Here is a 19,555-nt window from a genome sequence, read left to right as displayed (position 1 = left end):
GCTCGTGCGGTGGACAATTACGGGCATGAGCCAGCAGGGGGGAAGGCCCACCGGTCACGAGGACGACTGGTGGAGGGAGTTGTACGACGACTCCACCGACGACACGGGCCCCGCACCGGCGCGGGATTCCCTCGACGACCGCTTCGCCTCGGCGTCGGGGGCGGTGGGAGACGCGACGCAGGCCCGAACCGGCTCCTCGGACCGGCCGGGGGCCTATGACCGTCCCGGCTTCTCGGACCGGTCGGGTTCCTCGGACCGTCGGGGCTCCTCGGACCGGTCGGCCGGGTGGGGCGTCGGAGCGGAGCCGGTGGTTCCGGCACCCCGGGCCGGGGCCGACGACATGCCGGACACGCCCCGCCCCAGCGGCAGCGCCCCGCAACGCGCGCCCTGGGAGCCACCACCGCCCGGCCCCACCGGGCCGACGAACTTCCCGACCAGGGCCCGCCCACCGCAGGGGACCGACCGGCCCCCCACCCCCGCCCCCTCGGACGAGCGCCCGGGCGCCTTCGCCTCGACCTCGGAGAGCTCCGGGCCGCCGCCCGCGCCGACGGTCCCCGACGTGGGGGCGCCCCGGGTTCCGCCCCCTCCCGCAACCCCTCCGACCTGGCCGGACCCCGAGGCCCACCCGGCTACGGGTGCGGCCCCGGAGCCCGTGGCCACCGAACCCCGCACGTCGGCCTCCCGCCCGCCCGGACCGGTCGCAGCCGCCCCGCCGCCCCCCGCCGAGCCGCCGTCCGTGGTCGCACCGCCCGAAGAGCCGCCGTCCGTACCGGCGCGTCCCGCCGACGCGCCGCCCGACGTGCCGCCCCCACCCCCGGCCACCGACCCCTCTCCCGACGAGCACAGCCCCCGGATCGAGCGCCCCGCGCCCGTCTCCCGGTCGCGTGGCTACGTCGGCACGCGGCCGCCCACGTACGACGCCGAACCCACCGCCCTCCCGGCCGCCGATCCGGACGATCTCGACGATCTCGTGGCGGACACCGTGCTGGATGGGGCCCGGTACGGGGCCTGTACGGTGCGGGCCGTCTCGCTGCGGGGCGACTCCGCCCGGTATCGCGGGGAACCCCGCCGGGACGCGCTGCTCACCGCCCGGTTCGGCGCGGGGGAGCACGCGCTGCTGCTGGTGGCGATGGCGACCGGCGCCCGGGCCACGCCCGGGGCGCACCGGGCCGCCGCCGAGGCCTGTCACTGGATCGGGCGAGCGGTCGGGCGCAGCCACGCACGGCTGGTGGAGGACATAAGGGACGGCCGGCGCGGCGACCTGAAGTCAGGACTGCACCGGCTCACCGACCGCAGTCTCGGCAAGCTGCGGGCCAGCGCCTCCGAGCAGGGCGTCGACCCCGCGGAGTACGCGGCCAGCCTGCGCTGTCTGCTGCTGTCGGCCGACCCCGGATGCCGGACGAGGGTGTTCTTCGGGGTCGGACCGGGCGGACTGTTCCGGCTGCGCGAGGGGGAGTGGCAGGACATCGAGCCGCAGGTCACCGAGGTCAAGGGCGACCCCGTCCTGGGCTTCGGCTCGCCGCCCTCCGAGACCCCCGAGGGCGACCGGCTCACCATGGACCTGGGCATCCCCACCCCGCCCAGCCCCTACGAGCCGGCCCCGGAGCCGCCCCGGGAGCCCTTCCGCTTCCGGACCTCCGTCGCCCGCCCGGGTGACACGCTCCTGATGTGCAGCGGCGGCCTCGCCGAACCCTTGCGCGGCGAGCCCGAACTGGGCGAGTACCTCGCCGAGCGGTGGTCCCGCCCCGAACCACCCGGCCTCGCCGCGTTCCTCGCCGACTCCCAAGTACGGGTCAAGGGTTATGCGGACGACCGTACGGCCGCCGCGGTGTGGGAGGCGTGAGCGCGACCCGTGTGACTTGATGGAACCCGGAGGGATCCCAGGAGACCGAAGGGGCAGACGACAACCATGGCCAAACAGAACGTCGCGGAACAGTTCGTCGACATCCTGACCCGCGCCGGAGTCAAACGGCTCTACGGCGTCGTCGGCGACAGCCTCAACCCGATCGTCGACGCCGTCCGCCGCAACTCCGCCATCGACTGGATCCACGTCCGGCACGAGGAGACCGCCGCCTTCGCCGCCAGTGCCGAAGCGCAGATCACCGGCGGCCTCGCCGCCTGCGCCGGTTCCTGCGGCCCCGGCAACCTCCACCTCATCAACGGCCTCTACGACGCCCATCGCTCCATGGCCCCGGTCCTCGCCCTCGCCTCGCACATCCCGTCCAGCGAGATCGGCCTCGGCTACTTCCAGGAGACCCACCCCGACCGGCTGTTCGCCGAGTGCAGCCACTACAGCGAGATGATCTCCAGCCCGCAGCAGATGCCGCGGCTGCTCCAGACCGCCATCCAGAACGCCGTCGGCCGCAGCGGCGTCAGCGTCGTCACCCTCCCCGGCGACATCGCCGACCGGCCCGCCCCGGAGAAGGCCGCCGAGACCGCCCTGGTGACCTCCCGCCCGACGGTCCGCCCGGGCGACGCCGAGATCGACCGGCTCGTCGAGATGATCGACGAGGCCGGCAAGGTCACCCTCTTCTGTGGCAGTGGCACCGCCGGAGCGCACGCCGAGGTCATGGAGTTCGCCGGGAAGATCAAGTCCCCGGTCGGGCACGCCCTGCGCGGCAAGGAGTGGATCCAGTACGACAACCCCTTCGACGTCGGCATGAGCGGACTGCTCGGATACGGCGCCGCCTACGAGGCCACCCACGAGTGCGACCTGCTGATCCTGCTCGGCACCGACTTCCCCTACAACGCCTTCCTCCCCGACGACGTCAAGATCGCCCAGGTCGACGTACGGCCCGAGAACCTCGGCCGCCGCTCGAAACTGGACCTCGCGGTGTGGGGCGATGTCAGGGAGACACTGCGCTGCCTGATCCCGCGCGTGCAGGAGAAGAAGAACCGGCGCTTCCTGGACCGGATGCTGAAGAAGCACGCGGACGCGCTGGAGGGGGTGGTCAAGGCATACACCCGCAAGGTCGAGAAGCACACGCCGATCCACCCCGAGTACGTGGCGTCCGTGCTCGACGAAGTGGCCTCCGACGACGCCGTGTTCACCGTCGACACCGGCATGTGCAACGTCTGGGCCGCCCGCTACATCTCACCCAACGGCCGCCGCCGCGTCATCGGTTCCTTCTCTCACGGCTCGATGGCGAACGCCCTGCCCATGGCGATCGGCGCGCAGTTCACCGACCGCAAGCGGCAGGTCGTGTCGATGTCCGGCGATGGCGGCTTCTCCATGCTGATGGGCGACTTCCTGACGCTGGTGCAGTACGACCTGCCGGTGAAGGTCGTCCTGTTCAACAACTCCTCCCTCGGCATGGTGGAGTTGGAGATGCTGGTCGCCGGCCTCCCGTCGTACGGCACCGCCAACAAGAACCCCGACTTCGCCGCCGTCGCCCGCGCCTGCGGTGCCTACGGAGTGCGCGTCGAGAAGCCCAAGGACCTCCCGGGTGCTCTGAAGGACGCCTTCAAGCACAAGGGACCCGCCCTCGTCGACGTCGTCACCGACCCCAACGCGCTGTCCATCCCGCCGAAGATCAAGGCCGAGATGGTGACCGGGTTCGCCCTGTCCGCCTCGAAGATGGTGCTGGACGGCGGGGTCGGCCGGATGGTGCAGATGGCCCGCTCCAACCTGCGCAACGTGCCCCGGCCCTGACCCTGACATCTGTCAGGACCGGCCCGGTCGGCATCCTCCTAGCCTGGTGGGGGCGTGATCACACCCCCACCACAGACCGACGCACCGAACACTTTGCGGACACGACCTAGTTGTACGGCATCCACGCGCGTGTCGAGATGTCGTACACGTAGCGGGGCAGGCCCTTGATGCCGCTGGTCCGGAACGGGCGGCCGTCGTCGTCGATCCGGACCGTGCCCGTGCGGCCCTGGGAGGACCAGTCCAGCTCCAGGTACCAGCGGCAGTCGCACGCCTGGGTCCTGGCGTTGACCAGCAGCACTTCGGGGTCCTGGGCGGACACCCGGTAGGGCATGCGCACCGCCGGGATCGGCGTACCGGTGTCGTTCCCGGCGACCGCGCGGGCGATGGGGCGGTCGTTGTCCAGGTTCACGTCGAAGGAACGCGGGGTGATCGCACCGCCGCAGCCCCGGTCCATGGCATAGGCGGTGCCCTGCGCCGGGGCCGTCCGCCCCACCACGCGCACGCGCAGCGCCTCCAGCACGACGGCTGTGCCGGTGCGCCCCTGCACGGTCAGCCGCACCAGCGTCTCGCCACCGTGCACCGCGTTCTGCGTCGCCGCCCAGACCCCGGCGTCCTGGGGTACCGGTGGCGGTGGGACCTGCGCGGGCGGCTTGGCGATGACGTAGTCGTGAGCACAACCCAGCTGCCAGGCCTGGGAGTCGGCCGACCAGGTGAGGGGTGGGGCGGTGGCGGTTCCGCCGGGAGGCGGGGTGGTGCGGGTGGAGGGGGACGGGGAGGGCTTCGGCTGCTTCGGAGTGACGGACGGTGAGGGCCGCCGAGTGGTGGGGGAGCTGTCGCTCGGGGTGGGCGAGGCGTTGTTCCGGTCCCGGGCTTCGGCCGTCGCCGTACCGGACGGGGCCGGTCCGGCCACACGGGTCCGGCCGCCGTCGGCACGCCGGTCGTCCGGCAGCGCGGCGAGGCTCCCGAGGGCCGCGAGCGCCGCACAGGCGGTGGCCACTCCGACCGCGACCCGTCTGCGGCGGTACCAGGGCCGGCGGGGGAGCGGGAGGTCTTCCGCAGGGGCGTCCACCGGGCCGTCCACGAGGGCGGATTCGGGGCCGCCCACCGCGTCGGATTCCGGGCCGTCCATGGGGGTGGATTCCGGGCCGTCCACCGCGTCGGACTCCGGGCCGTTCGCCAGGACGTCGACGACGGCCGGTGCGTACGCCGGTTCGTCCGCTCGGGCGGCGGCCTCGGCTGTCCGCGCCGGAGCGGCCGCACCCGCCGTCCGGGGCCGCTGTCGCGCCGCCACCGCCAGGAGCCAGCGGCGGTGAAGCTCCAGACGTTCCTCCGGGGACGCCCCGCACAGGGCGGCGAAGCGCTCCACGGGGGCGAAGTCGACCGGGACCGCGTCGCCCGCGCAGTAGCGGTGCAGGGTCGAGGTGTTCATGGCCAGACGCCGGGCCAGTGAACCGTAACTGCGGTCCGTGCGCTCCTTCAGCGTCCTCAGCAACGCAGCGAATGCCCCGACGTCGTCCACGTCGTCCTGTGCCGACACCGTTCCCCCGTCTCCTAGGTCCGACCCGGCCCGGAACGGCATCCCAGGCACCCCATGTACTCGCACGTCAGACGGGCTGGGATGGTTCCACCGGGGCCGATCCGAGGGGGGCTGTTGCATCCACCCGCCGGGACCGCTGATGCTCTTGGTGTCGCACCGACCGGGTCCGGGCCGACCAGCCGGCCTCGGGGCGGCATCCGGCATCCACGCACTCACCCACGGGGGACACCCATGCCCAAGCACATCCGAGCGAGCGCGCTCACCGCACTCACCGTCGCCGCCCTCACGGCGGGCACGGTCCTGACGGCACCGGCCGCGGGAGCCGCGCCGAAGGCCGCACCGAAGTTCCTGTCGGCGTCCCAGCTGCCCCCGCACCCGACCTCGGCCTGGACGGCCGGCCCGGTCACCGAAGGGTTCCCGGAGGGGCTCGGCTCCTGCGTGAGCACGGAGGGCGTGCCCTCCTACGACTACCGCCACCGGGAGTTCCGGACCGACCTGGACACGAACGCCGTGCAGCTGACCGTCGTGGCGGACACGGCCGCCCTGGCCAAGGCGCTCGCGAAGCACTACGACGACCTGATCCGCACCTGCGCCGACCGCATCGAGAAGAACGACCCCGAGGTCGAGGCCGAGGGCCGGGACTACGGCACCCTGCCTGTCGAGGAGGGCGCCCGCGTGCGCGGCCTGCACACCGAGACGTCGTGGGGCGCCACGGACGTCTCGCTGCTGTCCGTCGGGCGCGACGGCAGGACGGTCACCGTCGTGCGGTGGGCCCAGATGGGCGACTTCGCGGACGCCCCCGTCGCCGCCTTCAAGAAGACGACGACCACCGCCGTCAACAAGCTGTACTGAGCGGGCCCGACGGAAGACCGGGGCCGTCCTCCCGCCACGGGGGTGGGGAGGGCGGCCCGTACCGGTTCCGGCGGCCGTCAAGACCGTCGTACTTCGGCCAACTTCACCGGAGTGCGGCGCACGGGGGAGTGTCGCCCCGGCCCTTCGCCGCTTACGCAGGGATCGGCAGCCGGCCGGCGGCCCATCGTCCGATCTCCGGCGGTCAGGATCCGTCCGGGGACGACGACCGGCTGCCCTCTTGCCCCCCTTCCCTCTCTCGCCGTACCGCGCGGCGACCCGCCGCGCAGGCCACCCGCCGCGTTCCGGTGGCCGAACACCCGGTCGTTGACGATTCGACATGACTGCCGCGTTTCCGATGGGGCATGGATCCCCGTGAACGTGTTCGAGCAGGAGGGGAACCGACATCGGCGCGCGGGCGGGGGTCATGGAGAGGCAGGCACGACGAGGCGGTCCCATAGCGATCGAGGGCTTCTCGGCGAAGACGGTGGAGGACAGGACCGACGATGTCACGGAACACGATCAGGGGCCGCAGTTGAGGCGCCGACTCGGACGGGCGGACCTGCGGGCCGTCCCGGAAGCCCGCAGGGCCCTGCGGGAACTGCTCGGGCAGTGGGGGAAGCAAGGGCAGTCGGACGTGGCCGAACTGCTCACCAGCGAGCTCGTCACCAACGCGATCGTCCACACCGACCACGACGCGGTCCTCACGGCCACCGTCGGACCCCGCGGACTGCGGGTGGAGGTCCGGGACTTCGTCGCCCGCAGACCCCGGCCGCGCGTACCGGTCGCCGACGAGGGCACGAACGGCAGGGGCCTGTTCCTGGTGCAGTCCCTCGCGGACGCCTGGGGTGTCCGGCCGCACGGCGTGGGCAAGGCCGTCTGGTTCGAGCTGGGAGCCGGGGCGGCGTGAACGCCGAGGGGGCGCCGCCCGCAGGCCACGCCCCCTCACCGCTCTGCTACGGCCCGGCTAACCGAACTGCTGCTCAAGGTCCTTGAGCTTGCGCTCCAGGGAGTCCAGACGCGGCAGCGCCATGGTGTCGTCCTCCGCGGTGAGGTCGACGGTCACCGGGTCAGCTCCTTTGCGGACCGGCTGAAGGGAGGGACGCGAGCGCACGGGCAGGGGCTCCGGCGCGGATATGGCAGGCTCCGCGGAGACCTGCGAGGAGCCGCGCTCCACCTGCACGTCCAGCTGCCGTCCGCCACCCCGGCCGAAGTGGCCGCGGTGACCGCGGCTGAGCGCCTTCAACTGGGCCCGCTCCACGCGCTGCTGGTCGCGCCGCCGCTGCCGGGTCTCTTCCTTCTTGCGCCGGTCGTCGCGCACCTCGTCGACCGCCTCGTCCAGGCTGCGCACACCCTCGAGGAGCATCAGCGACCAGGCGCGGTAGGTCTCGCGGGGAGCCCGCAGCCAGCGCACCATGCGAATCTGCGGCAGCGGACGGGGCACCAGGCCCTGCTCCCGCAGTGCGGCGCGGCGGGTCTGCTTCAGCGCGCGGTCGAAGAGCACCGCCGCCGACAGGGACATGCCCGCGAAGAAGTGGGGGGCACCCGCGTGACCGATGCCGCGCGGCGCGTGCACCCAGTTGAACCAGGCCGCGGCGAAGGCGAACGTCCAGACCAGTATCCGGGAGCCGAGCGCCGCGTCACCGTGGCTGGCCTCGCGCACCGCGAGGACGGAGCAGAACATCGCCGCGCCGTCCAGGCCGAACGGGACGAGGTACTGCCAACCGCCGGACAGTCCGAGGTTCTGCTCGCCGAAGCCGACCAGGCCGTGGAAGGAGAGCAGGGCGGCGACGGCCGCACAGCAGAAGAGGAGGAGATAAGAGAGGGTGCCGTAGAGGGCTTCCTTGCGTCTGCGGCGTTCCTCGCTGCGCTCCCAGGAGTCGTCCGCGCTCGTGTCCTTGACCGAGGAGCGCTTGCCGCGCGCGAGCACCGCCACCGCCGCCAGCATGCCCAGGAGAAGCACGGCGCCCGGAAGCAGCCAGTTCAGCGATATGTCGGTCAGTCTCATCTGGGTGGTCCCTTGCATTGGGATAGGGCGTAACGCCCGCCATAGTGGCCCAATCCCATCGACCCTCAGGGGGTTTCGGGGCAAGAGGCCGCCAAGGAAGTGCAAGGGAATGCCAAAGGCGGCGTTCTGCTCGAACTGCCGCTTGAGGTTCGGGAGTTGAGTTCGAACAAGACTACCCGTACGAGTGGTTCCCCGGAAAGTTCCCGTGACTCGTGAGGATGATGTGAATCGCCGGGGGGTACGTGGGTGTCCGGTTTCGCGATGATCCTACGGGACGGCGGGAGAGACGGGACGGGCCCCGTCGGGTCTCAACCGGCCGTCGCCAGCAGCTTGGTGACGCGGTCCGTGTCGCAGGTGCGCGGGCAGGTGGCGCAGGTGTCCTCCGGGCGCAGCGTGTAGAACATGCAGCAGCTCGCGCGGTCCCGGGTGAGCAGCGGCTCGCCGCCCGGGCCGGTCAGCTCCCGGAACGCCGCCGTGCCGACGTACGGCTTGGTCGCCCCCGGCAGGAGCAGCTCCAGTTCACGCATCGCACGCCGCTCCTCGATCTCGCCGAGCAGCTGGGCGACGTACCACAGCCCCTCGACGATCTCGTCCGTCGCCATACCCCACAGGGCGCGCCCGCGGCGTCGCATCCGGGGGCCGAAACCGGTCAGTACCGGTTCCAGGTGCTCGGCGACCGCCGCCCGGACCTCCGCCCGCAGCGCCTCCTCGTCGGGGACGACCCGGGCGCCCGGCAGCGCGGCCGCCTCATCGCCGGGCAGGCAGGCGAAGCCCCCGGGGCGGACGGCCAGGTGTCCGAGGGCGTGGCCCGGGGCGGTGCGGTCGTAGGAGACATGGGTCACGGGGTAGCGGGGGACCCGGCGGTGCAGGAACCACGGCACGGTGATCAGGAGGCAGGCGGGCCAGGCGTAGCGGTGCAGGCCGAAGCTCGCGACGACGTCGGGGCGGGCCGGTGTGCCGTAGTCGCGCTGGATCTGGTCCACGTCCCACGCCAGGAAGCGGTCGAGGGCGGGGCCGGCGGCCGCGAGGTCGGCGGCCGTGGTCCAGCCGTGGCCGTGCGGGGTCTCGTCGGCTGCGCTCAGTTCGGTGACGGCGAGCCCCGGGAGAACCTCGGCCAGGCGGGCGTAGGCGCCGGAGACGGCCGAAAGGGGCGCAGGCATGTGGTCACCGATCTGTCGGGTGAACAGGGTGTTGCAGGTAAGCCTAACCTTACTCAAGATCTTGAAAGATTGAACGAGGATGTGAACTCGGGGCCGGGGCGCTTATGGTGCTTGACGGACGAGTAACAACCCGCCGCAATGACGCCAAGTACCGACACGTCCGGAGGAGGACCCGTGAGGCAGGGAGCGCAGGGCTCCGCGGAAACGGGGACTCCGTGGCCGGCGGCGGGAGCGGACGCGCCAGGTGGTCCGGCAGGTGCGGCGGAGCAGGCGCGGATGCCGCGGCAGGCCGGGGCCGTGCGGGGCGAGCACACCCACAGTGAGCCGCCCGCGCCGGTCGCCCCGCGGGTGCGGCCGGTGGTCCAGCGGGCCTCGGTGCGCGGGCAGATCCTGGACGCGCTGCGTGCCGCGCTGGTGGCGGGGGATCTACGGCCCGGAGAGGTGTACTCGGCGCCGGTGCTGGGCGAGCGGTTCGGGGTGTCGGCGACGCCGGTCCGCGAGGCCATGCAACAACTGGCCCTAGAAGGGGCCGTCGAGGTCGTGCCGAACCGTGGGTTCCGGGTGGTCGAGCGGGGTGTGCGGGAACTGGCCGAACTGGCCGAGGTCCGGGCGCTGATCGAAGTCCCGGTGATGCTTCGGCTGGCCCGTACCGTGCCCGCCGACCGCTGGGCCGAGTTGCGCCCGCTGGCCGAGGCGACGGTGCGTGCGGCGTCCTCCGGCTGCCGCGCGACCTACGCGGAGTCCGACCGGGGGTTCCATCGGGCCGTGCTGTCCCTGTCGGGCAACGTGCAGCTGGTTCAGATCGCGGAGGACCTGCACCGCAGGGCGCAGTGGCCGCTGGTCGGGGGCGGCCGGGGTGCTCGGGGGCGTGCCGAGCTGCTGGCGGACGCGCACGAGCACACGGCGCTGCTGGACGCGCTGGTCGCACGGGACCTGGATGTGGTGCGGGCGCTGGTGGGCGAGCACTTCGCGGGGGCGGCTGCGGCGGGCTGAGCGGCGGTGGTGGGCACGGGCCGCGCTGGGCGGATGCGCGGGTGGTCCCGGCTGCGCGCCTGCCAGGGGTGCGCCCGACACGTCCCCTTCTCGCCTTACGCGGGTGCGGGAGTGGCGTGGTCACGCCAGTGGCCCCTGTATGCCGGGTGATGCGTGTGCCGCAGCCCGTCCAGCCCCAGCTCCCCGCAACGCACGGTACGAGAGGCCATGTGGGCAGGGAAAACGCAACTTCGACAGGGTCCGCAGAGGTCGCTACCTTCACCTGGCCGTCGGGCGATCGTGCCCGGGCACCCCGACCAGGGAGAGACGCATGTCCCGTCTTGCGCTGTACACGTTCGGCGTTCTGAAGTCCCCTCTCGCCGATACCGCACCTCTCATGCGCGACTTCCACGACAGAGCCGAGCCCGTCTATCGGACGATCAGCGAGCACCCCGGGTACCTCGGGCATGCCGAAGCGGCGGACGGCGGCCGGGGCTCGCACTTCGACCTGGACTGGGGTGCGTGGGGGGACTTCACCGTACCGAGCTGGTACGGCAAGGGCCGGACCGTGGAAACCGTCGCCCTGGCCGCGACCCTCTCCCTCTGGACCGGCCTGCGCCCCGCCTTCGACGCCGTCTACACCGGTGTGCACCGTGAGGCGCTGAACCGGCGTCACGACTGGTTCGAGAGGACAGGACACCCGGCGTACGCGTTCTGGTGGGTCTCCGAGGGCGTGATACCCAGCTGGCGGGAAGGGGTTTCCAGGCTGGAACACCTCCACGGCCACGGCTCGACGCCGCACGCCTTCACCTTCCACCACTCGTTCACCCCGGACGGAACTCCGGGCAGGATCAAAGGCATCGGGGCGAAGAGCGACCCGGGCGCCGGCCGGGAAGCCTGAGCGAACGCCTCGGTTGCCCTCAAGCCGTCGCAACCGGCGGTACCGGCGGAGCCAACTGGCGGGCCAGCCACGTCGGTACGCCCCCCAGGAGGCGGAACAGCCGGCGGGCCTCCTCCCGCAGCCGGGACGCCTCCGGCTCCGTCTCGGTGTCGGCGAGGGACACCAGCGCCGGAGCCGTACCGACGAGATAGCCCAGCTCCTCCCGGATCCGCAGCGACTCCGCGAATCCGTGCCGCGCCTCCGCCAGCTCCCCCTCGCGCAGCGCGAGTCCGGCCAGGTGGCGCCAGGTGAACGACAGCAGCAGCGGGTCGGAGTGCGCCGTCGCGCCCGCGTGGGCACGGCGGTACGCGGCGCGGGCGGCCTGGGGCGCGCTCGTCAGGTTCTCGGCCAGGAGCCCGCGCCGGAAGTCGAGCAGGGCCCGCGCCGGAGCCGCCGGAGGGACGAGCGCCGCAGCCCGGCCGAGCGCGGCCCGTGCCTCGTCGGCCCGGTCCCGCACCGCGAGCAGGGTCGACGCGTAGGCCAAGTACCCGCGTTCACAAGCGGCCGCGCCCCGTTCGTCGTCGCTGTGGGCCATCGCCTCGGCCGTGCGCAACGCGTCCTCGGCCTCCTCCCAGCCCTGCTCGGTGTACAGACACCGTTCCACCAGGAGCGACGCGCGTTGGAGCGCCGCCGCCGGTGTGGACGGCAGGAGCAGTGCTGCCGCGTCGGCCCAGCACCCGCGGGAGCGCAGCCGCCATACCGCGGTCTGGAGGGGATCGTCACCGGCGGTCGTTCCGTTACCAGACATGGCGGTATGCGCCACGTTGCCCTCCCCGAGCACGCCATCGAGCTGTTGAGTGGTGGCGGCATCTCAGCATGAATCGGCGGGCCGGGCCAAGGGGGCGGGTGAAGGATTTCACAAAGTCGTGGGACTCGGAGGTGCCCCGTGTTTGCCGCCGGGACACCCCGCGTATCAGCTCATCCGCAGTGCCAGGAAGAAGTCCAGCTTGTCCTCGAGGCGTGACAGGTCACGGCTCGTCAACTGCTCGATCCGTCCGACCCGGTAGCGCAGCGTGTTGACGTGCAGGTGCAGACGGGTGGCGCAGCGGGTCCAGGAGCCGTCGCAGTCGAGGAAGGCCTCCAGCGTCGGGATCAGCTCGGCGCGGTGGCGGCGGTCGTAGTCGCGCAGGGGGTCCAGGAGGCGGGCCGTGAAGGCGCGGCGGACGTCGTCCGGGACGAAGGGCAGCAGCAGGACGTGCGAGGCCAGTTCCTGGTGACCCGCCGCGCAGACCCGGCCCGGCCGGGCCGCGGCGACGCGCCGGGCGTGGCGGGCCTCCTCCAGCGCGCCGCGCAGGCCCTCGGCCGAGTGGACGGCCGCGCTGACGCCCAGGGTGAGCCGGCCGTCGTCGTCGAGGCCGGCCGTGAGGGGGTCCCGTACCGATGCCAGGAGCGTGTCCGCGAGGACGCCCGCCTCCGAGCCGTCGTGCTCCGTCGAGACGGCCGGGAGGGGAACCAGGGCGATGGCCTCGTCGCCCGTGTGGGCCACCGCGATGCGGTCGGAGTGCTCCGGCCCCGCGACCGCCGGATCGACGAGGACCTCCTCCAGCAGGGCCTGGGCCACCGGGCCGCCCTCGATCTCCCCGCCCTCCCAGTCGACGCGCGCCACGACCACCTGCCAGTGCGGCGCGGCGCCCAGACCGGGCAGCAGCACCGGCGCTGCCACGCGCAGGCGGGCGGCGATCTCGGCGGGCGCGGCGCCCGTCTGGACCAGTTCCAGGACCTCCTGGGCCAGGCGGCGGCGGACCGTGCGGGCCGCGTCGCGGCGGTCGCGTTCGACCGCGATCAGCTGGGTCACGCCGTAGAGCAGGTCCAGGCGTTCCTCGGGCCAGTCCCCGGCGTCCGCCTCCACGGCCAGCAGCCAGTCCGACAGGACGGTCTCGCGGACGTCCCGGGCCGGCTGCGGGGAACGGCCCGTGGAGCGGACGGGGAACAGGGAGTACGTCGTGGCGCCCAGGGCGACGCGGTGGGGGCCGCGGCGGCCCGTGCGGGTGGCGGCCAGGTGTTCTCCGGCGAGCCGGGCACACGTCTCGGCCGGCAGGGCGGGGCCCGCCGCCTTCGAGCCGGCGATCGGGCGGCCGGTGGGGGAGAGGACCCAGGCCCGCAGGTCCAGGTCCGTGCCCAGCAGGTCCAGGACCACGTCGGGGCCGCCGCCCGCCGGGCCCGCGGTCATCATGCGGCGGTGGCGGTCGACCACCGCCGCGAGGTCTCCCGCACGCTCGCCGGAGACCTGCCGGACGACGTGCTCGGTGATCGTCGCGAACGCCACCGACTCGTGCACCGCGAAGAGCGGCAGGCGATGGCGGGCGCAGGCCACGACCAGGTCCTCCGGCACGTCGCCGAGCTCGGCCTCGCCCGCGGCGAGCGCCGTCACACCCGCCTGCACCAGGATCCGGACGAACGATTCCGAGTCGCCCGCGTCCCGGCGCCAGGCCAGGCCCGTGAGCACCAGCTCGCCGCCCCCGAGGTAGCGGCTGGGGTCGCGCAGGTCGGTGGTCATCACGCCCCGCACGGTGCGGTCCAGCTCGTCCTCGCCGCCGAGCAGCTTGAGGCCCAGCGCGTCGGTGTCCAGCAGTGCGCGCAGCCGCATTCTCGTCGCCGCCGTTCTTTGTCTCGAAATCAAGCCCTGCCCCGGCTGTGTTCCAGGTCACGCGGTCGTGTCGCGTGTTTCCACAGGGGAACGAGGAGGTTTCCAAGGGCTTCCGTTCATACGAATCTACAAGATGCCTGCCCTGGCCAGCCAACTCCTTCATGGTTTCCGTGACTGACTCGCTCGGCGCAGCGCGCTGTGTACTGAGGCCACTACGCGTGAACAGCACATGAACGAGCCGGGACCGCCGCACACGGATTGGCTCAATCTGAACGCCCCACGAGAAGACGAAGAAGAGAGCCGGTCATGGACTTCCTTCGCCCCGCCAGCTGGGAGGAGGCGCTCGCAGCGAAAGCCGAGCACCCCACAGCTGTGCCGATTGCGGGTGGCACCGACGTGATGGTCGAGATCAACTTCGACCACCGCCGGCCCGAGTACCTCCTGGACCTGAACCGCATCGGCGACCTCTCCGAGTGGGAGGTCGGCGAGGAGAGCGTGCGGCTCGGTGCCTCCGTGCCGTACACGAAGATCATGGAGAACCTCCGCGCCGAGCTGCCGGGTCTCGCCCTCGCCTCGCACACGGTCGCCTCCCCGCAGATCCGCAACCGCGGCGGCGTCGGCGGCAACCTCGGCACCGCCTCCCCGGCCGGCGACGCCCACCCGGCCCTGCTCGCCGCGGGCGCCGAGGTGGAGGTGGAGTCGGTGCGCGGGAGCCGTCTCATCCCGATCGACGCGTTCTACACCGGTGTGAAGCGCAACGCGCTGGCCGCCGACGAGCTGATCCGCGCCGTGCACGTGAAGAAGGCCGACGGACCGCAGCAGTTCTCCAAGGTGGGCACCCGGAACGCGATGGTCATCGCCGTGTGCGCCTTCGGGCTCGCGCTGCACCCCACGACGCGGACCGTGCGGACCGGCATCGGCTCGGCCGCCCCGACACCCGTCCGGGCCAAGGCCGCCGAGGAGTTCCTGAACGCCGCGCTGGAAGAGGGCGGCTTCTGGGACAACGGAAAGATCGTCACCCCGGCGGTCGCCAAGCAGTTCGCGGACCTGTGCTCCGCCGCCTGCAACCCGATCGACGACGTCCGGGGCACCGCGAGCTACCGCCGCCACGCGGTCGGCGTCATGGCCCGCCGCACCCTGACCTGGACCTGGGAGTCCTACCGCGGCACCCGCCGCCTCACCGAGGGAGCTGCGTGATGCGCGTCAACTTCACGGTCAACGGCCGTCCGCAGGAAGCCGACGACGTGTGGGAGGGCGAGTCCCTGCTGTACGTGCTGAGGGAGCGGCTCGGGCTGCCGGGTTCGAAGAACGCCTGCGAGCAGGGCGAGTGCGGCTCGTGCACGGTCCGCCTGGACGGTGTGCCGGTGTGCTCGTGCCTGGTCGCCGCGGGACAGGTGGAGGGCCGCGAGGTCGTCACCGTCGAGGGGCTCGCCGATTTCGCCAAGCAGCGCGCCGAGGGCGGCTGCGCGTCCGGCGCCTGCGGTACGTCGCTGCAGAGCGCCCAGGCGTGGGAGGCGAAGGGCACCGACTCGCAGACCGGCGAGGGCACCGAGCTGTCCACGATCCAGCAGGCGTTCATCGACGCCGGCGCCGTCCAGTGCGGCTTCTGCACACCGGGCCTGCTGGTCGCGGCCGACGAGATGCTGGAGCGCAACCCCAACCCGAGCGACGCCGACATCCGCGAGGCGCTGTCGGGCAATCTGTGCCGCTGCACCGGCTACGAGAAGATCATGGACGCGGTCCGCCTCGCGGCCGCCCGGCAGTCGGAGGCGGTCTGATCATGGCGTCCCCCAGTGGAACCCCCACGAAGATCACCCAGGGCTCCCGGACCAAGGGCGGCATCGGCGAGTCCACGCTCCGCCCCGACGGCACCCTCAAGGTCACCGGCGAGTTCGCGTACTCGTCCGACATGTGGCACGAGGACATGCTGTGGGGGCAGATCCTCCGCTCGACCGTCGCGCACGCCGAGATCGTGTCCATCGACACGAGCGAGGCCCTGGCCATGCCGGGTGTGTACGCCGTCATGACGTACGACGACCTGCCCACCGACGTGAGGAACTACGGGCTGGAGATCCAGGACACCCCGGTCCTCGCCCACGGCAAGGTCCGTCACCACGGCGAGCCGGTCGCCATCGTCGCCGCCGACCACCCGGAGACCGCGCGCCGGGCCGCCGCGAAGATCAAGGTCGACTACCGCGAACTGCCCGTCATCACCGACGAGGCCTCCGCCACCGCCCCGGACGCGCTCCTCGTCCATGAGAACCGCGACGACCACCACGCGGGTCACGTCCCGCACCCCAACATCGTGCACCGCCAGCCGATCGTCCGCGGTGACGTCACGGCCGCCCGGGAGCGGGCCGACGTCATCGTCGAGGGCGAGTACACCTTCGGCATGCAGGACCAGGCCTTCCTCGGCCCCGAGTCCGGCCTCGCCGTGCCGGAGGAGGACGGCGGCGTCCACCTCTACATCGCCACCCAGTGGCTGCACAGCGACCTGCGCCAGATGGCGCCCGTGCTCGGCCTGCCCGAGGACAAGGTGCGCATGACGCTGTCCGGTGTCGGCGGCGCGTTCGGCGGCCGCGAGGACCTGTCGATGCAGATCCACGCCTGCCTGCTGGCTCTGCGCACCGGCAAACCCGTAAAGATCGTCTACAACCGGTTCGAGTCGTTCTTCGGGCACGTCCACCGCCACCCCGCCAAGCTCCACTACGAGCACGGGGCCACCAAGGACGGCAAGCTCACCCACATGAAGTGCCGCATCGTCCTGGACGGCGGCGCCTACGCCTCCGCATCCCCGGCCGTCGTCGGCAACGCCTCCTCCCTGTCCGTCGGCCCGTACGTGGTCGAGGACGTGGACATCGAGGCCATCGCCCTCTACACCAACAACCCGCCCTGCGGCGCGATGCGCGGCTTCGGCGCGGTCCAGGCGTGCTTCGCCTACGAGGCGCAGATGGACAAGCTCGCAGCCAAGCTCGGCATGGACCCGGTGGAGTTCCGCCGGCTCAACGCCATGGAGCAGGGCACGCTCCTGCCGACCGGGCAGCCCGTCGACTCCCCGGCCCCCGTCGCCGAACTGCTGCGCCGTGTCAAGGCGATGCCGATGCCGCCGGAGCGCCAGTGGGAGTCCAGCGAGGGCGCCGACGTACGGCAGCTGCCGGGCGGCCTGTCCAACACCACGCACGGCGAGGGCGTCGTCCGCGGGGTCGGCTACGCCGTCGGCATCAAGAACGTGGGCTTCTCCGAGGGGTTCGACGACTACTCCACCGCCAAGGTGCGCATGGAGGTCATCGCCGGCGAGCCCGTCGCCACCGTGCACACCGCCATGGCGGAGGTCGGCCAGGGCGGCGTCACCGTCCACGCGCAGATCGCCCGCACCGAGCTGGGCGTCGCGCAGGTGACCATCCACCCGGCCGACACCCGGGTGGGCAGCGCCGGTTCGACGTCGGCCTCCCGGCAGACGTACGTCACCGGCGGGGCGGTGAAGAACTCCTGCGAGCTGGTCCGCGAGAGGGTCCTGGAGATCGGGCGCCGCAAGTTCGGCTCCTACCACCCGGCCTGGGCGACGGCCGAACTGCTCCTGGAGGGCGGCAAGGTCGTCACCGACGGCGGCGAGGTCCTCTCCGACCTGGTCGACGTCCTCGAGGACGAGATCGTCGAGGTCGAGGCGGAATGGCGGCACCGGCCGACCGAGCCCTTCGACCTGCGCACCGGCCAGGGCAACGGGCACGTCCAGTACTCCTTCGCCGCACACCGGGCCGTCGTCGAGGTCGACACCGAGCTCGGCCTGGTCAAGGTCATCGAACTGGCCTGCGCCCAGGACGTCGGCAAGGCGCTCAACCCGCTGTCGGTGCTCGGCCAGATCCAGGGCGGCACCACCCAGGGACTGGGCGTGGCGGTCATGGAGGAGATCGTCGTCGACCCGAAGACGGCGAAGGTCAAGAACCCCTCCTTCACGGACTACCTGATCCCCACCATCCTCGACACGCCGACCATCCCGGTCGACGTCCTCGAACTCGCCGACGAGCACGCCCCGTACGGCCTGCGCGGCATCGGCGAGGCACCCACCCTGTCGTCGACCCCGGCGGTCCTCGCGGCGATCCGCGCGGCGACCGGTCTGGAGCTGAACAGGACGCCGGTCCGCCCCGAGCACCTGACCGGCACCGCGTAGGAACCCTCCGGGCGGCGCAACGGAACGTCACACACTCCGCGCCGCCCGGAGTACCGGGCACCGCACCGCTCGCGGTCCCCGGAAGAGTCGAATCGTTCGCCTCGGGCCGTCCCCCGGGTCGTGCGGCCGCAGCACCATCCCAAATCCCGCAAGCGCCAAGGCAAGACGCGGGTGCCCCTTTGAACCTTGGGAGTAGGCCCACATGACCCAGCAGTCAGTAGAGCCGAGGACCACAGCCGACGACGCGGGCGAAGGCACCCGCGTCCCGGCCGGACGGTCCTGGCTCGACCGGTACTTCCACATATCCCACAGAGGGTCCAGCGTCGCCCGTGAAGTGCGCGGCGGCGTCACGACCTTCATGGCGATGGCGTACATCCTCCTGCTCAACCCCCTGATCCTGTCCGGCAAGGACGTCGCCGGGGACACCCTCGCCCAGCCGGCCCTGATCACCGCGACCGCGTTCGCGGCGGCCTTCACCACCCTGCTGATGGGCTTCGTCGGCAAGGTGCCGCTCGCGCTCGCCGCCGGCCTCTCCGTCTCCGGCGTGCTCGCCTCCCAGGTCGCACCCCAGATGACCTGGCCGCAGGCGATGGGCATGTGCGTGATGTACGGCGTGGTCATCATGCTGCTGGTCGTCACCGGCCTGCGCGAGATGATCATGAATGCGATCCCGCTCGCGCTCAAGCACGGCATCACCATGGGCATCGGCCTGTTCATCGCCCTCATCGGCTTCTACAAGTCCGGCTTCGTGCACCAGGGCAAGGCCACGCCCCTCGCGCTCGGCCCGGCGGGCGAACTGGCCGGCTGGCCCGTGCTGCTCTTCGCCGGGACCCTGCTGCTGATCTTCATGCTGCAGGCCCGGAACGTTCCCGGTGCCATCCTCATCGGCATCCTCGGCGGCACGGTCGTCGCGGCGATCCTCAACGCCGCCGGCGTCATCGATCCCCGGCAGTGGGCGGGCGGCGCACCGGAACTGCACGGCAGCGCCGTCTCCATGCCGGACTTCTCGCTCTTCGGCGACGTCGAGTTCGGCGGCTGGGGCGAGGTCGGCGCGATGACGGTCGGCATGATCGTCTTCACTCTGGTGCTCGCCGGGTTCTTCGACGCCATGGCCACCATCATCGGCGTCGGCACCGAGGCCAAGCTCGCCGACGACAAGGGCCGGATGCCGGGCCTGTCCAAGGCGCTGTTCATCGACGGGGCCGGCGGCGCGATCGGCGGCGTCGCGGGCGGCTCCGGCCAGACCGTGTTCATCGAGTCGGCCACCGGCGTCGGCGAGGGCGCCCGCACGGGACTCGCCTCCGCGGTCACCGGCCTGTTCTTCGCGGCCTGTCTGTTCTTCACCCCGCTCACGGCGATCGTGCCGCAGGAGGTCGCGTCCGCCGCCCTCGTCGTCATCGGCGCCATGATGCTGATGAACGCCCGGCACGTGGACTGGGCCGACCGGGCCACCGCCGTCCCGGTGTTCCTCACGGTCGTGCTGATGCCGTTCACCTACACCATCACCACCGGTGTCGCCGCGGGCGTCATCTCCTACGTCGCCATCAAGACCGCCCAGGGCAAGTGGCGTGAGATCGGCGTCTTCATGTGGATCCTCACGGCGGTGTTCCTCGTGTACTTCGCCCTCAACCCGATCGAGAGCTGGCTGGGCGTCCACTGACGGCCTGCCCCCCCTTTCCCCG

Annotated in this window: 15 protein-coding genes; 10 read left to right on the top strand and 5 right to left on the bottom strand. The window is 72.2% G+C overall.

The annotated features are described in order from the left end of the window. Positions 1-25: 25 nt before the first annotated feature. A complete protein-coding gene (locus AB0B29_RS14895) occupies positions 26-1,843 on the top strand; it encodes a protein phosphatase 2C domain-containing protein (RefSeq protein WP_362238909.1) in 1,818 nt (605 codons plus the stop codon). A 66-nt stretch (positions 1,844-1,909) separates the two neighbouring features. Then, entirely contained in the window at positions 1,910-3,652 is a 1,743-nt protein-coding gene (locus AB0B29_RS14890; protein WP_362238906.1) for a pyruvate dehydrogenase, read from the top strand. A gap of 106 nt (positions 3,653-3,758) precedes the next feature. On the opposite strand, the gene AB0B29_RS14885 is transcribed toward AB0B29_RS14890, so the two are convergent. Beyond that, positions 3,759-5,189 carry a helix-turn-helix domain-containing protein gene (locus tag AB0B29_RS14885; protein ID WP_362238904.1) on the bottom strand — a complete coding sequence of 477 codons (1,431 nt, stop codon included), beginning with the start codon at positions 5,187-5,189 and terminating at the stop codon, positions 3,759-3,761. Positions 5,190-5,420: 231 nt separating this feature from the next. Here AB0B29_RS14885 and AB0B29_RS14880 point away from each other — a divergent pair, with 231 nt between their 5' ends. Then, entirely contained in the window at positions 5,421-6,041 is a 621-nt protein-coding gene (locus AB0B29_RS14880; RefSeq protein ID WP_362238901.1) for a hypothetical protein, read from the top strand. 424 nt (positions 6,042-6,465) lie between these two features. Then, on the top strand, positions 6,466-6,948 hold the full coding sequence (locus AB0B29_RS14875) for an ATP-binding protein (RefSeq protein WP_362238898.1): 483 nt from the start codon (positions 6,466-6,468) through the stop codon (positions 6,946-6,948). Positions 6,949-7,005: 57 nt separating this feature from the next. Here the strand turns inward: AB0B29_RS14875 and AB0B29_RS14870 are convergent, their stop codons facing one another. Together AB0B29_RS14870 and AB0B29_RS14865 are read right to left on the bottom strand one after the other, a co-directional pair. Beyond that, positions 7,006-8,046 (bottom strand): DUF2637 domain-containing protein, encoded by a 1,041-nt coding sequence (locus AB0B29_RS14870; protein WP_362238896.1) that lies wholly within the window; start codon positions 8,044-8,046, stop codon positions 7,006-7,008. Between the two features lie 308 nt (positions 8,047-8,354). Then, on the bottom strand, positions 8,355-9,206 hold the full coding sequence (locus tag AB0B29_RS14865; protein WP_362238893.1) for a (2Fe-2S)-binding protein: 852 nt from the start codon (positions 9,204-9,206) through the stop codon (positions 8,355-8,357). 174 nt (positions 9,207-9,380) lie between these two features. Here AB0B29_RS14865 and AB0B29_RS14860 point away from each other — a divergent pair, with 174 nt between their 5' ends. After that, positions 9,381-10,199 carry a GntR family transcriptional regulator gene (locus AB0B29_RS14860; RefSeq protein ID WP_362238890.1) on the top strand — a complete coding sequence of 273 codons (819 nt, stop codon included), beginning with the start codon at positions 9,381-9,383 and terminating at the stop codon, positions 10,197-10,199. Positions 10,200-10,509: 310 nt separating this feature from the next. Further along, a complete protein-coding gene (locus tag AB0B29_RS14855; protein ID WP_362238887.1) occupies positions 10,510-11,079 on the top strand; it encodes a DUF3291 domain-containing protein in 570 nt (189 codons plus the stop codon). Between the two features lie 19 nt (positions 11,080-11,098). Here the strand turns inward: AB0B29_RS14855 and AB0B29_RS14850 are convergent, their stop codons facing one another. Together AB0B29_RS14850 and AB0B29_RS14845 are read right to left on the bottom strand one after the other, a co-directional pair. Further along, positions 11,099-11,866 carry a hypothetical protein gene (locus AB0B29_RS14850; RefSeq protein WP_362238884.1) on the bottom strand — a complete coding sequence of 256 codons (768 nt, stop codon included), beginning with the start codon at positions 11,864-11,866 and terminating at the stop codon, positions 11,099-11,101. Positions 11,867-12,031: 165 nt separating this feature from the next. Then, entirely contained in the window at positions 12,032-13,705 is a 1,674-nt protein-coding gene (locus AB0B29_RS14845; protein WP_362238881.1) for a PucR family transcriptional regulator, read from the bottom strand. A 306-nt stretch (positions 13,706-14,011) separates the two neighbouring features. Here AB0B29_RS14845 and AB0B29_RS14840 point away from each other — a divergent pair, with 306 nt between their 5' ends. From AB0B29_RS14840 to AB0B29_RS14825, 4 genes are all read left to right on the top strand, one after another. Next, positions 14,012-14,902 (top strand): FAD binding domain-containing protein, encoded by an 891-nt coding sequence (locus tag AB0B29_RS14840; protein WP_362238878.1) that lies wholly within the window; start codon positions 14,012-14,014, stop codon positions 14,900-14,902. Then, a complete protein-coding gene (locus tag AB0B29_RS14835) occupies positions 14,902-15,483 on the top strand; it encodes a (2Fe-2S)-binding protein (protein WP_362238875.1) in 582 nt (193 codons plus the stop codon). Before AB0B29_RS14840 ends, AB0B29_RS14835 begins: the two co-directional genes overlap by 1 nt. Before the next feature lie 2 nt (positions 15,484-15,485). Then, the gene (locus AB0B29_RS14830; protein WP_362238873.1) at positions 15,486-17,873 is read left to right on the top strand and encodes a xanthine dehydrogenase family protein molybdopterin-binding subunit; all 2,388 of its coding nucleotides are present in this window, start codon (positions 15,486-15,488) and stop codon (positions 17,871-17,873) included. A 202-nt stretch (positions 17,874-18,075) separates the two neighbouring features. Continuing rightward, positions 18,076-19,533 (top strand): NCS2 family permease, encoded by a 1,458-nt coding sequence (locus tag AB0B29_RS14825; RefSeq protein WP_362238870.1) that lies wholly within the window; start codon positions 18,076-18,078, stop codon positions 19,531-19,533. Positions 19,534-19,555: the final 22 nt, after the last annotated feature.

This window comes from Streptomyces tibetensis, assembly GCF_040647715.1.
In the GTDB taxonomy this organism is placed as follows: Bacteria; Actinomycetota; Actinomycetes; order Streptomycetales; family Streptomycetaceae; genus Streptomyces; species Streptomyces tibetensis_A.
The sequence above is the reverse complement of the archived record's forward strand: the minus strand, read 5'-3'. Positions and strand labels throughout refer to the sequence as shown.

Bases quoted from the DNA above. Each gene is read 5' to 3' on its own strand.
- AB0B29_RS14895 (WP_362238909.1), top strand. From the start codon at position 26: ATGAGCCAGCAGGGGGGAAGGCCCACCGGTCACGAGGACGACTGGTGG.
- AB0B29_RS14890 (WP_362238906.1), top strand. From the start codon at position 1,910: ATGGCCAAACAGAACGTCGCGGAACAGTTCGTCGACATCCTGACCCGC.
- AB0B29_RS14880 (WP_362238901.1), top strand. From the start codon at position 5,421: ATGCCCAAGCACATCCGAGCGAGCGCGCTCACCGCACTCACCGTCGCC.
- AB0B29_RS14875 (WP_362238898.1), top strand. From the start codon at position 6,466: ATGGAGAGGCAGGCACGACGAGGCGGTCCCATAGCGATCGAGGGCTTC.
- AB0B29_RS14870 (WP_362238896.1), bottom strand. From the start codon at position 8,046: ATGAGACTGACCGACATATCGCTGAACTGGCTGCTTCCGGGCGCCGTG.
- AB0B29_RS14865 (WP_362238893.1), bottom strand. From the start codon at position 9,206: ATGCCTGCGCCCCTTTCGGCCGTCTCCGGCGCCTACGCCCGCCTGGCC.
- AB0B29_RS14855 (WP_362238887.1), top strand. From the start codon at position 10,510: ATGTCCCGTCTTGCGCTGTACACGTTCGGCGTTCTGAAGTCCCCTCTC.
- AB0B29_RS14850 (WP_362238884.1), bottom strand. From the start codon at position 11,866: ATGTCTGGTAACGGAACGACCGCCGGTGACGATCCCCTCCAGACCGCG.
- AB0B29_RS14845 (WP_362238881.1), bottom strand. From the start codon at position 13,705: ATGCGGCTGCGCGCACTGCTGGACACCGACGCGCTGGGCCTCAAGCTG.
- AB0B29_RS14840 (WP_362238878.1), top strand. From the start codon at position 14,012: ATGGACTTCCTTCGCCCCGCCAGCTGGGAGGAGGCGCTCGCAGCGAAA.
- AB0B29_RS14835 (WP_362238875.1), top strand. From the start codon at position 14,902: ATGCGCGTCAACTTCACGGTCAACGGCCGTCCGCAGGAAGCCGACGAC.
- AB0B29_RS14830 (WP_362238873.1), top strand. From the start codon at position 15,486: ATGGCGTCCCCCAGTGGAACCCCCACGAAGATCACCCAGGGCTCCCGG.
- AB0B29_RS14825 (WP_362238870.1), top strand. From the start codon at position 18,076: ATGACCCAGCAGTCAGTAGAGCCGAGGACCACAGCCGACGACGCGGGC.